Origin of the sequence: Polaromonas sp. DSP2-3-2b2 (genome assembly GCF_049895905.1) — a bacterium.
GTDB lineage: Bacteria > Pseudomonadota > Gammaproteobacteria > Burkholderiales > Burkholderiaceae_C > Polaromonas.
Genome location: NZ_JAFCTH010000015.1, coordinates 1 through 14484, shown reverse-complemented (window position 1 = coordinate 14484; position 14484 = coordinate 1). Strand labels below are relative to the sequence as shown.

Sequence of the window (14484 nt, the reverse complement as noted above, 5' to 3'; positions counted from 1 at the left end):
GGCCAGGCAACGATGCAGGCAAACGTCATTTGTGCAAGTCAGGCTGATGCGCTCTAAGGGGCGTTGGCTGGCATCTGCCCGGCGCTGGCCGTGGCCTGCAGCGGCGCCAGCGCCGGCGTCCAGCCGCCGCCCAGCGCCCGGTACAGCGCGACGCCGGCGGCCTGGCGCTCTTGCTCCAGCGTCACGCGGTTGATTTGCGCCGCCAGCAGGGTGCGCCTGGCGTCTTCGAGCTGCAGCAGGCTGGCCAAGCCGTTTTTATACAGCGCCTCGGTGCCGGTGAAGGCGGCGCGGTAGCCGTCCACCGCTGCCTGCGCATCAGCCTGGCGCGCGCCGGTGCTTTGCAGCGTGACCAGCGCTTCCTCGACTTCGCGCACCGCCTGGCGCACGCTGGCGCGGTACAGCGCGGCGGCTTCCTCGTAGCGCGCCTGCGCGGCGTCGGCGTTGGCGGCGCGCCGGCCGCCGTCGAACAGCGGCAGGCTCAGGGCCAGCGGGCCGATGGTCCAGGTGTCCAGCGTGACGCTGCTGCCGCCAGCGCGCAAGCCGGCCAGGCCGATGGCGCCGCTCAGCCCCAGCGCCGGGTAGCGCGCCGCCTGCGCGCTGCCGACATCCGCGCTGGCCGCCGCCACGTCGCGCCCGGCGCTGAACACGTCAGGCCGCTGGGCCAGCACTTCGGCCGGAACGGATGCTATTGAAAACATAGCTTCTTGCGCAGGCTGCGCCTGCGCGGGAGCCAGTTTTTGTCTTAAATCGGGCTCGGCGAGCCCGCTCAGGGCGACCAGCGCCTTCAGGTCCAGCTCGCACAGGGCGGACTGGCGAATGCTCCGGCCGCGCGACTCGGCGGCACTGGCCCGCGCCAGGGCGTCGGTGGCGGGCGCGGTAAAGCCCACCTCGCGGCTCAGGCTGGAGAGGCGCGCGGTTTCCTTGCGCGAGTCGGCGTCCAGCCGCGTCACGCCGGCCAGTTCGCGACAACCGCGCAGGCTGTAATACTGGTTGGCCGTTTCGGCGGCCACCGAGACCCGGGCCTCGTGCCAGCGCGCATCGGCGCCGAGCAGGCGCTGTGTCGCGGCATCCAGGCCGGCGCGGTTGCCGCCCGCCAGGTCCAGTTCCCAGGCGGCCTGCAGCCCGGCCTGCGCGGTGCTGACCACGGGCACGCTGCCTTCGGCGCTGGCCTGCTGCGAGCGGCCCCGGCTCAGGCTGGCCGAGGCGTCAAACGACGGCAGCAGGGCGGCGCCTGTGGCCACCCGGGCGGCGCGCGCCTGCTCGATGCGCGAGCGGCTGGCGGCCACCGTCGGGCTGACGGCCTGCGCGGCGGCCACCAGTTCGGCCAGCAGCGGGTCGCCCTGCAGTTGCCACCACTGGCCCAGGCTGCGCAGCGACCCCTGGTGTGGCAGGGCCGCCTGCCACTGTGGCGGGACGGGCGCGGACACGGCGGGCGGCGCGGGCAGGGCGGCGCAGCCCGCCAGGATCAGCGCGCCGGCCAGCGCCATCAGCGCTGCCGGCCGCACGCGCCTTGCCGATGCGGTGTGATCACGGTCTTTGTTCAATGTCTTCATGCCTTGCCATCCTGCCGTTGCCGCGCGAGTTGCAAAACTCGTGATTGTGCAGGCAGCGCATGACCCTGCAGTGAACCCCGGATCAGGGCAGGGCATAACTTGCCGTCGATCCCGCGCAGGCGGGGATCCAGTCCGGTGACGGCAGGACGCACGGTGTTTGAACAACGACTGGATTCCCGCCTGCGCGGGAATGACACAGGGGAATGATTGCCGGCCACGGCATCCTTTACGTCGTTTACGTCGTTTACGTCGTTTACGTGGTTTACGTGGTTAGCGCCGGCTTGAAGATCGCGTTCCACAGCGCCAGGATGGCGTCCTGCTCGGCCTGCAGCGCGGGCGGCATGACCTGCGTCGGCTCTTCGTTCAGGCGCGCGCGGTGCTGCACGCGCCGCAGTTCGCGGTAGGCCATGGCGGCGTGCTGGCCCACACCGTCGGGCAACAGGCCGGCGGTTTCGGCGCGCAGCAAGAGCGCGATGTTGCCGACGTTGTCAACCAGCTCAGGGTGCTGCGCGGACTGCGACAGCACCAGGAACTGCACCGCGAATTCGGCATCGACCATGCCGCCGGGGCTGTGCTTGACATCGAACTTGCCGTCCCTGACAGGGTGCGCGCCACGCACTTTCAGGCGCATCTCGACGATTTCGCGGCTCAGCGCCTGCGGGTCGCGCGGCGCGGTGATCACCGCCCGGCGCACCTCGTCAAAGCGCTGGCGCAGCGACTCGCTGCCCAGCACGAAGCGGGCGCGTGTCATGGCCTGGTGTTCCCAGGTCCAGGCGGTGTTGCTGCCGCGCCGCTGCTGGTAGTTGGCATAGGCTTCAAACGGCGTGACCAGCAGGCCGGAATTGCCGTTGGGCCGCAGGGCGGTGTCGATCTCGTACAGGTCGCCTTCGGCGGTCTTGAGGGTCAGCCAGTTGATCAGCTTGCGCACGAAGCCGGCATACACCTCGGGCGCGCGTTCGTCGTCGTCGTCGTAGACAAAGACGATGTCCAGGTCGCTGCCGTAGCCCAGTTCCTTGCCGCCGAGCTTGCCGTAGGCAATGATGGCGAACTGCGGCTTTTCGCGGTGCCGGTTTTTCAGGTGCTGCCAGCACCAGTGCACGGTGATGTCCAGGATCACCTCGGCCAGCGCGCTCAGGTCGTCGGCAACCTGTTCGACGCTGAGCACGCCCTCGACATCGCGCGCCAGGGTGCGGAACACCTCGGCATGGTGGGCGCGGCGCAGCAGGCTCAGGCAGGTTTCCTCGTCATCCTCGCCGGTGCGCCGCAGCGAGGCCAGGCGCTGCTGCAGGTCCTGGGAAAAGGCGGCAGCGTCAAAGCGCTCATCCATCAGCTCGTCGCTGGCGAGCTCGTCGATCACGCCGGGATGCTGCATCAGGTAGCGCGCCGGCCACTTGGCCGCGCCGAGCAGCCCGAGCAGGCGTTCATGCACCGACGGGCGCTCCATCAGCAGCGCCAGGTAGCTCTCGCGGCGCAGCAGCGGCTCGATCCAGTCGATCAGCCGCAGCGCCGCCTCTTCGCTCACCCGGCCTTCGATCAGCCACTGGGCGGTCAGCTGCACCAGGCGGCTCAGGCGCGCGCGCGAATCCTCGCGCAGCGACAGGATGCGCGGATGCTGGTGCCACGCGGCCAGCCGGCTCCTGAACAGCACCGGCCAGTCGTGCGGCAGCTGCTCCAGCAGGTCGTCGAGCTGCTGGGCCGGCGAGGCGCCCTGCCGGCATCCCTTGCCCTTGCATTCGGGCTGGCCGCCGAGCAGGATGTCGAATTCGCCGGCGACCAGTTCACGGTGCGTGTCCAGGTCATGCAGGAAAAGGCAGCTGTTGGCATAACCCATCGTGGCGGCGATCCAGGCCAGGTCGTCGTCGCGGGTCGGCAGCACATGGGTCTGCTGGTCGTCCAGGAACTGGATGCGGTGCTCGACGCGGCGCAGGAATTGGTAAGCCCGGGCCATGGCGTCGGCGGTGTCCTGCGGCATCAGGCCGGCATGCGCGACGCGCTGCAGCGCCTGCAGCGTGGAGCGGGTGCGCAGCTCGGGGAACTGCCCGCCGCGCACCACCTGCAGCACCTGCACGGTGAATTCGATCTCGCGGATGCCGCCGCGCGACATCTTCACGTCGTTGGCGCGTTCCGGGTGGCCGGCGCAGCGCTTGGCCGCATGCTCGCGGATCTGCCGGTGCAGCACGCGCAGCGCATCAAACACGTTGTAGTCGAGGTAGCGGCGGAACACAAAGGGCAGCACCGCGCCGCGCAAGGCCTGCGCCGAGCCGTCGCCGATGCATTCGACCGGCGCCACGACCCGGCTCTTGAGCCAGGCAAAGCGCTCCCATTCGCGGCCCTGCGCCTGGAAGTATTCCTCCAGTGCGCTGAGCGACACGGCCGCCGGACCCGAATTGCCGTTCGGCCGCAGCGCCAGGTCCACCCGGAACACAAAGCCGTGCTCGGTCGCATCGCCGATCAGGCCAAACACCGCCCGGACCTGGCGCGCGAAATACTCGTGGTTGGAAATCTGTCCCCGGCCGTCAAGGCGGCCGGCGGTCTCGCCGTCGTGGTCATAGACATAGATCAGGTCGATGTCGCTGGACACATTGAGTTCGCGCGCGCCCAGCTTGCCCATGCCGACCACCCACATGCGCGCCGGCCCGCCGCCGCTGGCCTGGGGCGCGCCATGCTGTTCATCAAGCGCCGCCCGGGAGTGCCGCATGGCCACGTCGAGCGCCAGTTCGGCCAACTCGGTCATGGCGCCGGTGATGACCTGCAGCGCAACGCCCACGGCCGGCACCCCGGCGGACAGCGCCGGTTCAGCACCCTCGGGGGGCGTATAGGCCACAACACTTTGCGCTGGACCGCAAGCAGGGGCCGCGGAACCGGCTTCGCCGGGCCGCAGGCGCAGCGCCCCCTCGGGGGGCAGCGACCCGCAAAGCGGCGGAGCGTGGGGGCTACAGTCCAGCACCGCCAGCCGTTCCAGCACCAGCTGGCGCAGCACGCGCAGCGCCGCGCCGGTGTCCAGTCCTTTGGCCAACAGCGCATCGAGCGTGGTCTGCATCGCCGGGCGAAGCGGCGCGCCGTCGGCCAGCAGCGGCATCTGGTCGGCATAGCGGCGGCGAATGCGCTGGACAAAGCGCGAATAGGACGCGGCATCCGGCGAAGCATCGGGGTCGGTCAGTTCTGCGGGAACCAGGGTTTTTGCACAGCCAGTCGAGGAATCAGTCATCACAACATTACTTCACAAACTTCGTGGTTCTGCGCCGGCCGGTCAAACCGTCGGCGGTCATAATTCTCCGGTCAATGGAGCCCATCCCCATCAGCCCGTCCGCTTCCCCCGCCCTGCCATCCCCGCCGTCCCGGCGCCTGCGATGGATCGCCGTGGCCCTGCGCGGCCTGCTCTGGCTGGTTGCCACGGCCTGGCTGCTGTTCGGCCTGAGCTGGGGCGTGCTGCACGGCTGGATTGTGCCGCGAATCGCCGATTTCCGTCCGCAGCTGGAAGCCCAGGCCAGCCAGGCGCTCGGCGTGCCGGTGCGCATCGGCCGCATCACCGGCCAATCGCTGGGTGCGATTCCGTCGTTCGAGCTGCATGACGTGGTGTTGCTCGATGCCCAGGGGCGCGAGGCGGTGCGCCTGCCGCAGGTGCTGGGCACGCTTTCTCCTTCCTCGCTGTGGGGGCTTGGCTTCGAGCAGCTGGTGATCGAGCGGCCCGAAATCGATATTCGCCGCGCTGCCGACGGAAAAATCTTTGTCGGCGGCCTGGATGTCTCGAAAGACACCGACACCGGCCACAGCGCCGTGGCTGACTGGCTGTTCTCGCAGACCGAATTCGTCGTGCGCGGCGGCACCCTGCGCTGGACCGACGAGCTGCGGCCGGCGCCGCCGCTGGCCCTGGGCCAGGTGGACGCGGTGATGCGCAACGGCCGGCACCGCCACCTGATGCGGCTGGACGCGACGCCGCCGGCCGAATGGGGCGAGCGCTTCAGCCTCAGGGCCATTTTCAGGCAGCCGCTGCTGTCGCGGCGCAGCGGCGATTTTCTGAACTGGAGCGGACAGGCGTATGGCGAGTTTTCCCGGGTCGATGTGTCCCGCGTCCAGCAGTACGCCGGCCTGGAAAAGCTCGGCATCGCGCTGAACCGGGGGCACGGCGCGCTGCGCGCCTGGTCCGACGTCAGCAAGGGAAAAGTCACCGGCGCGCTGGTCGATGTGGCGCTGCGCGATGTCGATGCCCGGCTGGGCGCCAAGCTGGAGCCGCTGGCCTTCAACACCCTGGCCGGGCGCGTGGCGGCGAGCCAGCATGCCGGCGGATTCGCCTTCAGCACCGAGGCTCTGCAGTTCAGCACCCGGGACGGCCTGCAGTGGCCGGGCGGCAACCTGGCGCTGGTGCATGCCAGCGGGTCACGCGGCACGCCCGCGCACACCACGCTCAAGGCTGACCGGCTGGACCTGGCCGCGCTGGCCCGGATTGCCGGCCGCCTGCCGCTGGAGCCGTCGGCGCACGCGCTGGTGGCTTCTTTGGCGCCCCGGGGGCTGGTGGAAACACTGGACGCCCGCTGGCAGGGGCCGCTCAACGACCCGTCGGCCTTTGCCGCCAAGGGCCGCGTGGCCGGTTTGAGCGTTGCCGCGCTGCCGGCCGCAGCCGCTGCGTCCGGCGCGCAGGCGGTTCCCGGCCGGCCAGGCCTGAGCGGCGCCACGGTGGACTTCAACCTCACGCAGGCTGGCGGCCAGGCCAGCGTGAAGATCGCCAAAGGCTCGCTCGACCTGCCCGGGATTTTTGAGGAAACCCGCCTGCCGCTGGACCAGCTGTCGGTGCAGGCGCAATGGAAAAGTGCGGACGAAAAGATCGACCTGCAGTTGCGCGACCTGAAGTTTGAAAATGCCGACGCCCAGGGCCAGGCGCAGGTTCGCTGGCGCACCGATGACGCTGCCGCCGGTCCGCCCGAAGCCGGCGAGCCGGCCGACCGCCGCTTTCCCGGCATCCTGGACCTGCAGGGCAGCCTGAGCCGGGCCGACGGCAGCCGGGTGCACCGCTACCTGCCGCTGGTGCTGGGCGACGAGGCGCGCCACTATGTGCGCGATGCGGTGATCAAGGGCCAGGTCGGCGATGTCAAGTTCAAGGTCAAGGGACCGGTCTGGCACCTTCCGTTTGCCGACCCGGCCCAGGGCGACTTTCAGGTGTCGGCCAAGGTGCGCAACGGGCATCTTGTCTATGTTCCCAAGGCGCTGCAGCCGCCCGGCGCCGCGCCCTGGCCAGCGCTGACCGAGCTGAACGGCGAACTGCTGTTCAGCCGGGCTTCGCTGCAAGTCAAGGCCGCCAGCGGCAAGGTCGCTGGCCTGCCGGGCCTGCAGCTGCTCAAGGGCGAGGCGCGCATCGCCGATCTTGAACACCAGCCGGCGGTCGAGGTGGCGGTGGAGCTCAAGGGCGCGCTGTCGGACGCGCTGGGTTTTGTCAACACGTCGCCCCTTGGCGCCATGACGGAGCATGCCCTGGCGGGCGCCAGTGCCACGGGCGTGGCCGACTACCGCTTTCGCCTGCGCCTGCCGATCGACGATATCGACAAGTCAACGGTCCAGGGCACCGTGACGCTGCCGGGCAATGACCTGAAGTTCCTGGCCCAGGCGCCGCTGCTTGGCCAGCTCAAGGGCGTGGTAAACGTGACCGAACAGGGTTTCAGCGTGGCCAGCGCGCAGGCGCGGCTGCTCGGCGGAGAGGTCCGGATTGATGGCGGAACACGGCCGCTGGCTTCTGCCGCCGGTCCCAAGACCAGTGTTGCCTTCCGGGCGCAGGGCACGGTGACCGCCGACGGGCTGCGCCAGGCCACCGAACTCGGGCTGGCGCCCGGCGTGGCCGCGCACATCAGCGGCAGCACCGCCTACACCGCGACGCTGCTGTTCCGGCAGGGCGTGCCCGAGGTCATGGTGTCGAGCAGCCTGCAGGGCATGGCGCTGAACCTGCCGGCCCCGCTGGCCAAGGCGGCCGAGACGGCCTTGCCGCTGCGCTTTGAAAACCAGCTGGTGGCCAGTTCGATGGACGCCGGCAAGGCGCTGCAGGACCAGCTGACGCTCAGCATCGGGCGGGTGGCGGCCATCAGCTACCTGCGCGACCTCAGCGGCACCGACGTGCGCGTGGTCCGGGGCAGCATCGGCGTGGGGCTGGAGGCCGGCGAATCGACGCCTGCGCCGCCCACCGGCGTCGGCGCCCATGTCAACCTGCCAGTCTTGGACCTCGATGCCTGGGAAAGCATTCTGGGCCAGGCCGGCGGCGCCAGCGTGGCGCAGCCGGCCGCCAGCGCGCCGGCCGGGCCGGCCGACGCCATGGGTTACCTGCCCAACGTGGTGGCGATACGCGCCAAAGAGCTGAAGGTGCAGGGGCGCAGCCTGAACAACGTGGTGGCCGGCGCAAGCCGCGACGGCCTGAACTGGCGCGCCAACATCGATGCTGACGAGCTGGACGGCTACCTGGAGTTTCGCCAGCCCGGCGCGCAGGGCGCCGGACGCGTTTATGCGCGGCTTGCCCGCCTGAGCCTGGCCGCCAGCGAGGCCAGCGAGGTCGAGGCGATCCTCGACGAGCAGCCCGCCAGCATTCCGGCGCTCGACATCGTGGTCGAAGACCTCGAATTGCGCGGCAAGAAGCTGGGACGGGTCGAAATTGAGGCCATCAACCGGGTCGGGGCGCAGGCAGAGGGCGGCGTGCGCGAGTGGCGGCTGAACAAGTTCAATGTCATCTTGCCCGAGGCCGTGCTGACCGCCACCGGCAACTGGGCGGCCCTGCCCGCCGGTCCCCGGGCCGCACGGCCCTTGAACGAGCGCCGCCGGGCCAGCATGGACTTCAGGCTGGAGATTGCCGATTCGGGCGAGCTGCTCGGGCGTTTCGGCATGAAAGGCGTGATCCGGCGCGGCAAGGGAACGCTGCAAGGGCAGGTCGCCTGGATGGGTTCGCCGCTGAGCCTGGACTATCCGAGCCTGAGCGGGGAATTCCATGTGGACGTCGCGTCCGGCCAGTTCATGAAGGCCGACCCGGGCATTGCCAAGCTGCTGGGCGTGCTCAGCCTGCAGTCCCTGCCGCGCCGGCTGACGCTGGATTTCCGCGATGTGTTCTCGCAGGGTTTCGCCTTTGACTTCATTCGCGGCGATGTCACGATACGGCGCGGCGTGGCGCAGACCAACAACCTGCAGATGAGCGGCGTCAATGCCGCCGTGCTGATGGAAGGCCGGGCCGGCATCGCCGATGAAACCCAAAACCTCAAGGTGGTCGTGGTGCCCGAGATCAACGCCGGAACGGCTTCGCTGATTGCCACCGCCATCAATCCGGTGGTCGGCCTGGGGAGCTTTCTGGCGCAGATGTTCCTGCGCCGTCCACTGATGGAGGCGGCCACGCAGGAATTCCAGATTGACGGAAGCTGGTACGACCCCATAATCACCAAGGTTGACCGCAAGGCGCGGGCAAAAGCCCAGGCGGGCGAGACCACATCGGAGACACACAAACCATGAAAACAGCTGCCATCCAGATGGTCTCAGGCACCGGCGTGCAGGCCAACCTGGACGCAGCGCGCCTGCTGCTGACCCAGGCGGCCGACCAGGGCGCCGAACTGGCCGTCCTGCCCGAATATTTCTGCATCATGGGCATGAAGGACACCGACAAGCTCAAGGTCCGGGAACAGGCCGGCAGCGGCCTGATCCAGGATTTCCTGAGCCGCTCGGCGCGCGAACTCGGGATGTGGCTTGTCGGCGGTACGCTGCCCACGGCCACCGGCGATGCCGACCGTGCGCGCAACACCTCGCTGGCCTATGCGCCTTCGGGCGCCTGCGTCGCGCGCTACGACAAGATCCACCTGTTCCGCTTTGCCCAGGGCGAGGAAGAGCATGACGAAACCCGCGTGCTTGACCCCGGCACGCAGCCGGTGCGCTTCGAGCTGGCATCGCGCGATGGCCACCGCTACACGGTCGGCCTAAGCGTTTGCTACGACCTGCGCTTTCCGGAGCTGTACCGCGCCCTGAAGGCCGATGTGCTGCTGTTGCCCAGCGCCTTTACCTACATCACCGGCCAGGCGCACTGGGAGCTGCTGCTGCGTGCCCGGGCGATTGAAAACCTGGCCTATGTGGTGGCCGCGGCGCAGGGCGGCGTTCACGAGAACGGCCGCCGCACTTGGGGCCACAGCATGGTGGTCGGTCCCTGGGGCGAGATCCTGGCCGAGCAGGCCGAGGGCCCGGGCGTGGTCATTAGCGAGTTGCAGGCCAGCCGGCTGCAGGAGGTTCGCCAGCGCCTCCCCGCGCTGAACCACAGAGTGCTATGAACCGATGGCGCTGACGTTTCCCCGGCTTGACGGCTGGGCCAGCCGGCGCGGTTCCCTGTGGTTGCTGCTGCTGGCGCTGGTGGTGGCGCTGCTGGGGCTGCTGGTCTGGCTGGCCGGACGCTATGAGTCCAGCCTGGTGCAATCCCGGCTCGAAGACCATGCGGAACTGGCCGTGACCGACATCCGCTCCGGCCTGAACCGCAACCTGCAGGCGCTTCAGGCCCTGCATGCCCGCGAGCGCAGCGCCCAGGCCTGGCAGGTGCCGGCGGCCCAGCTGCTGCACGAGCACCGGGAAATCCTGCGGCTGGAGTGGCGCGACGAAACCCTCGGCATGCTGGGCTTTGTCGAGACACCGTTTCGCAAGCCAGTGTTCAAGCAGCTTGACCGCAACAGCGTGCAGGCCGATGTGAGCCTGCCCTGCACCGCAGCCCGCCGCATGAGTGGCCCGGTCTATTCGACCAGCTATTTTTTGCCGCAATCCGACGGGCTGGGCATGGAAGTGTCCGACATGTGCCTGCCCCTGACGGACGCAGGCCGCGTGACCGGCTATGTGGTGGCCACCTATTCGCTGCAGAGCCTGCTCAGCGAACTGGTCGGCAAGCCGCTGTCGCAAGGCGTCGGTCTGGCGCTGACCGAGGCGGACGGAACGCGCCTGGCCATGCATGGGACATCGGCGCGCGGAAGCCGGACCTTCGTCGCCCGCCAGTTGCTCGACCTGCCAGGCAGCACGATGGTGGTCCGCATGGAAAACCGGCTCGGCACCCCGGCTTTGTTCCCGAATGTCCTGACGGCGCTGGTCGCGGCCATGGCGCTGGCCTTGCTGGTCGTGCTGTTCCTGCTGGGCCGGGACATGCGGCGGCGCTTGCAGGTCGAGAACGACCTGGGCGAGGCGCTGGCCTTTCGCAAGGCCATGGAGAACTCGTTGCTGACGGGCCTGCGCGCCCGGGATCTGCAGGGCCGCATCACCTATGTCAACCCGGCTTTTTGCAAGATGGTCGGGGCCGAGGCCCGCGAACTGCTCAACCAGAGCATGCCCTCGCCCTACTGGCCGCCCGAGCTGGCCGGCGTTTACCAGCGCCGCCAGGAAATGCGCTTGGCCGGCAACCACCTGCCCCGCGAAGGCCATGAGTCGGTCTTCATGCGCAAGGACGGCACCCGGTTTCCGGTGCTCATCATGGAGGCGCCGCTGATCAATGCCGTGGGCAAGCACACTGGCTGGATGAGCGCCATCCTCGATGTCACCGAGCAGCGGCGCAACGAGGAAATCTCGCGCGCCAGCCAGGACCGCCTGCAGGCCAGCGCCCGGCTGGCCATGGTCGGCGAAATGGCGTCGCTGCTCAGCCATGAGCTGAACCAGCCGCTGGCGGCCATTTCAAGCTATGCCACCGGCTCGCTCAATCTCTTGGCGGATGAGTCAACCGGTGATGCCGCGCCCGATGCGCCAGCGTTGCTAGAGGACCTGCAGCTGGCGATGCGCCGCATTGCCGAGCAGGCCGAACGCGCTGGCAAGGTGATCAAGAGCGTGCATGACTTTGTGCGCCGCAGCGAGCGCGTGCGCGAGGCGGTTGCGCCGCGCGCGCTGCTCGACGCCATCATGCCGCTGGTGATCCTGCAGGCGCGCAAGCTCGGCATGCGCATCAGCCTGGAAGTCGATGAAACCTGCCCGCCGGTGCTGTGCGAACGTACCATGGTCGAGCAGGTGCTGCTGAACCTGGCGCGCAATGGCATGCAGTCCATGCAGTGCTGCGACGAAACCGGCCAGTCGGCGCTGGCGCCCTCCGGCAAGGTGTTGACCTTGCGCATCCGGCCGGCCGCCTCCCATGCGCATAGCCAGTGGGTCGAATTCGCAGTGATTGACCAGGGCGAAGGCATTTCCGGCGAGGCGGCCCGTCAGCTGTTCACGCCTTTTTTCACCACCAAGAAGGAAGGCATGGGCCTGGGCCTGAGCCTGTGCCGCACGGTGATCGAGCAGCATGGCGGTTTTCTCGGCTATGAAAGCGCGCAGCCGCAGGGTACTATTTTCAGCTTTACCCTGCCGGTGGCTACTGCTTCGTCGGCAACCGGGGCCGCAATGCAGAACACGCCCGGAGAAAGCTGACATGGAACCGATTCACAATGCTACCGTCTACATCGTGGACGACGACAAGGGCGTGCGCGACGCGCTGGCTTGGCTGCTGCGCTCCCGGCGGCTGCCCAGCGAGTCGTTTGCCAGCGCCGAAGCCTTCGATGACCGGGTGTCGCAAGGCTTTCAGGTTGCCTCGCCGTCATGCGTGCTGCTTGATGTGCGCATGAACGGGCTCAGCGGCCTGGCGATGTTTGAAAAGCTGATCACCTGCGGCCTGCTGCCGACCCTGCCGGTGATTTTCCTGACCGGCCATGCCGACGTGCCGACCGCTGTCGATTCAGTCAAGCGCGGCGCCTTCGATTTTTTTGAAAAGCCGTTTTCCGACAATGCGCTGGTCGACCGCATCGAGCAGGCGCTGGCCCAGTCGGCTTGCGCGCTGGTCCAGCACAGCCAGGCCACCGGCCTGCGCGCCCAGCAGGGCAGCCTGACCGAGCGCGAGCGCGCGGTGATGCTGCTGGTGGTCGAAGGACTGCCGAACAAGCTGGTGGCCGACCAGCTCGATATCAGCGTGCGGACCGTCGAAGTGCACCGCGCCCGGGTTTTTGAGAAAATGGGCGTCAAGTCGGCGGTCGAGCTGGCCAATCTGCTACGCAATCTGTAGCAGATGCGCCTTATTTTTCTTCTTTCTCTGTATCTGGCGCCGCGCGCGCCGATTCGTCCTTCAGTTCGCCCTTTTGACGGCCCGAAAACATCGTCCACCACACCATGAACACCAGCAGCAGCAGCGCACCCAGCGCTTCGAGTAAAAGTAAGGCCATGATTAATTCCTGGAAAGCGACAGCAAGCCCGAAGCGGCCAAGGGGGTCAAGTCCGTTAAGGCCGTCAGGGCGCAAGGCGTCGATTATCGCCATCGCCGCATTTTTGGCCGCCTGCACCAGCGTGCCTTTGCCGCCTATGTCCACGCCAGGCGGCGCGCCACTTCCGGCTGGCGTGCGTCCAGGCGATGCGGGGCCGCTGCCGCCGCCCCGGCTCCTGCAGAAAAGCCGCTGGGTGCCGGTCCAGTGGTCCGAATTGCCGGGCTTCGAGGAAGATTCGCTGTTTGAAGCCTGGAATGCCTGGATCAAGAGTTGCGAGCGGCCCGGCCCGGTGTTTGCCCCGCTGTGCGGCGAAGTCCGGCGCCTGAGCATTGCCTCCAGCCAGGACCAGCGCGCCTGGATGGTTGCCCGCCTGCAGCCCTACCGGGTCGAATCGCTGCAGGGCAGCGCCGACGGCCTGCTGACCAGCTACTACGAGCCGGTGCTCAGGGCCAGCCGCCGGCCGGGCGTCGGCTACGAGGTGCCGCTGTATCGCACGCCGGCCACGCTGGGCAGCCGCAAGCCATGGTTCTCGCGCCAGGAAATCGACACCCTGCCCGAGGCCCGGGCCGCGCTGCGCGGCCGCGAGATTGCCTGGGTGGACAACCCGGTTGAGGTGATGTCGCTGCACATCCAGGGCTCGGGCCGGCTCAGCATCCTTGAATCCGACGGCTCCCAGCGCGTCGTGCGCGTGGCCTATGCCGGCTCCAACGAGCAGCCGTTTCGCAGCGTGACCCAGTGGTTGCTCGACCAAGGCGAGGGCAAGATGGTCGCACCCTGGCTCGAATCGACCAAGGCCTGGGCGTTCAGGAACCCCCAGCGGGTGCAGCAAATGCTCTGGAGCAACCCGCGCTACACCTTTTTTCAGGAGCAGCCGCTGAGCGAATTCGACGCCGGCTTCGGCCCCAAGGGCGCGCAGGGCGTGCCGCTGACGCCGGGCCGCTCGATTGCGGTCGATCCGGGCAGCATTCCCTACGGCACGCCGGTCTGGCTGGCCTCGCGCGGCGGCGCTGCCAACCTGCAAAAGCTCGTGCTGGCGCAGGACACCGGCAGCGCCATCGTTGGCGCTGTGCGAGCCGATTATTTTGCCGGAACCGGCATCGATGCCGGCTTGCTGGCCTCGCGCGTCAACCAGCCGCTAAGGCTGTGGGCGCTGTGGCCCAAATAAACATTGAAAGACAGCAACATGAACAAAATTCTGGGCAAGCGCATGGCGTCATGGATGCTGCTCGCAGGTGTGGCGGCACTGGCAGGCTGCGCCGGCCCGACAGGCGGCGGGCCATTGGCCACCTCGGCAAGCCCGGTTTACCGCTGCGAGCAGGGCCTGCAGTTCACCGTCAGGTTTGTCAATGACACGGCCGTGCTGAAAGGCGCGCGCGGCGACGACGTACTGCTGCGCGATGCCGGCGGCCAGGGTGCGCAGACCATCTACAGCAACCCGCGGCTGCGCGCCGAGTTTGGTCTGGGCGCTGGCGGACGCGAGACGGTGCTTCAGTATTTGTTGCAGCCTTCGGTGATTCGCTGCATTCGGGAGTGAGGCTTACAGCTGAATTCCGCTGTAAAAAATTAGCAACAGAGGGCGCTGAAATAACGACCTGCGCGCAATCACCCCGGCTGGCAATCACAGCACTCAAGATACCCGACAGTTTTTGCTATTAAAATAGGGGCTTAGGAAGCAGAGGCGATTAAAGCGGGTTGCTTCTGAGCAAGGTCAGCAGGGCATGATAAAGGCTTTGATG

At 68.1% G+C, this 14484-nt stretch carries 8 protein-coding genes; 6 read left to right on the top strand and 2 right to left on the bottom strand.

Annotated features, from left to right (window positions below):
- Window positions 1-53: 53 nt before the first annotated feature.
- Together ACP7AD_RS13005 and glnE are read right to left on the bottom strand one after the other, a co-directional pair.
- Window positions 54-1487 carry an efflux transporter outer membrane subunit gene (locus tag ACP7AD_RS13005; protein WP_426148070.1) on the bottom strand — a complete coding sequence of 478 codons (1434 nt, stop codon included), beginning with the start codon at window positions 1485-1487 and terminating at the stop codon, window positions 54-56.
- 328 nt (window positions 1488-1815) lie between these two features.
- Window positions 1816-4761: a bifunctional [glutamate--ammonia ligase]-adenylyl-L-tyrosine phosphorylase/[glutamate--ammonia-ligase] adenylyltransferase gene (glnE, locus tag ACP7AD_RS13000; protein WP_426147996.1), complete on the bottom strand. Its 2946-nt coding sequence runs from the start codon at window positions 4759-4761 to the stop codon at window positions 1816-1818.
- Window positions 4762-4835: 74 nt separating this feature from the next.
- On the opposite strand from glnE, the gene ACP7AD_RS12995 reads away from it, so the two are divergent.
- The 6 genes from ACP7AD_RS12995 (at window position 4836) to ACP7AD_RS12970 (ending at window position 14282) form a co-directional block, all read left to right on the top strand.
- A complete protein-coding gene (locus tag ACP7AD_RS12995; RefSeq protein WP_426147995.1) occupies window positions 4836-9023 on the top strand; it encodes a YhdP family protein in 4188 nt (1395 codons plus the stop codon).
- Window positions 9020-9826, top strand: a complete 807-nt coding sequence (locus ACP7AD_RS12990) for a carbon-nitrogen hydrolase family protein (protein WP_426147994.1) — start codon at window positions 9020-9022, stop codon at window positions 9824-9826. The genes ACP7AD_RS12995 and ACP7AD_RS12990 overlap by 4 nt, the downstream gene beginning before the upstream one ends.
- 4 nt (window positions 9827-9830) lie before the next feature.
- Window positions 9831-11924, top strand: a complete 2094-nt coding sequence (locus ACP7AD_RS12985) for a two-component system sensor histidine kinase NtrB (protein ID WP_426147993.1) — start codon at window positions 9831-9833, stop codon at window positions 11922-11924.
- A gap of 1 nt (window position 11925) precedes the next feature.
- Entirely contained in the window at window positions 11926-12552 is a 627-nt protein-coding gene (locus ACP7AD_RS12980; RefSeq protein WP_426147992.1) for a response regulator transcription factor, read from the top strand.
- A 104-nt stretch (window positions 12553-12656) separates the two neighbouring features.
- Window positions 12657-13913 (top strand): murein transglycosylase A, encoded by a 1257-nt coding sequence (gene mltA, locus ACP7AD_RS12975; RefSeq protein WP_426147991.1) that lies wholly within the window; start codon window positions 12657-12659, stop codon window positions 13911-13913.
- A gap of 18 nt (window positions 13914-13931) precedes the next feature.
- Window positions 13932-14282: a hypothetical protein gene (locus ACP7AD_RS12970; RefSeq protein ID WP_426147990.1), complete on the top strand. Its 351-nt coding sequence runs from the start codon at window positions 13932-13934 to the stop codon at window positions 14280-14282.
- Window positions 14283-14484 lie beyond the last annotated feature (202 nt).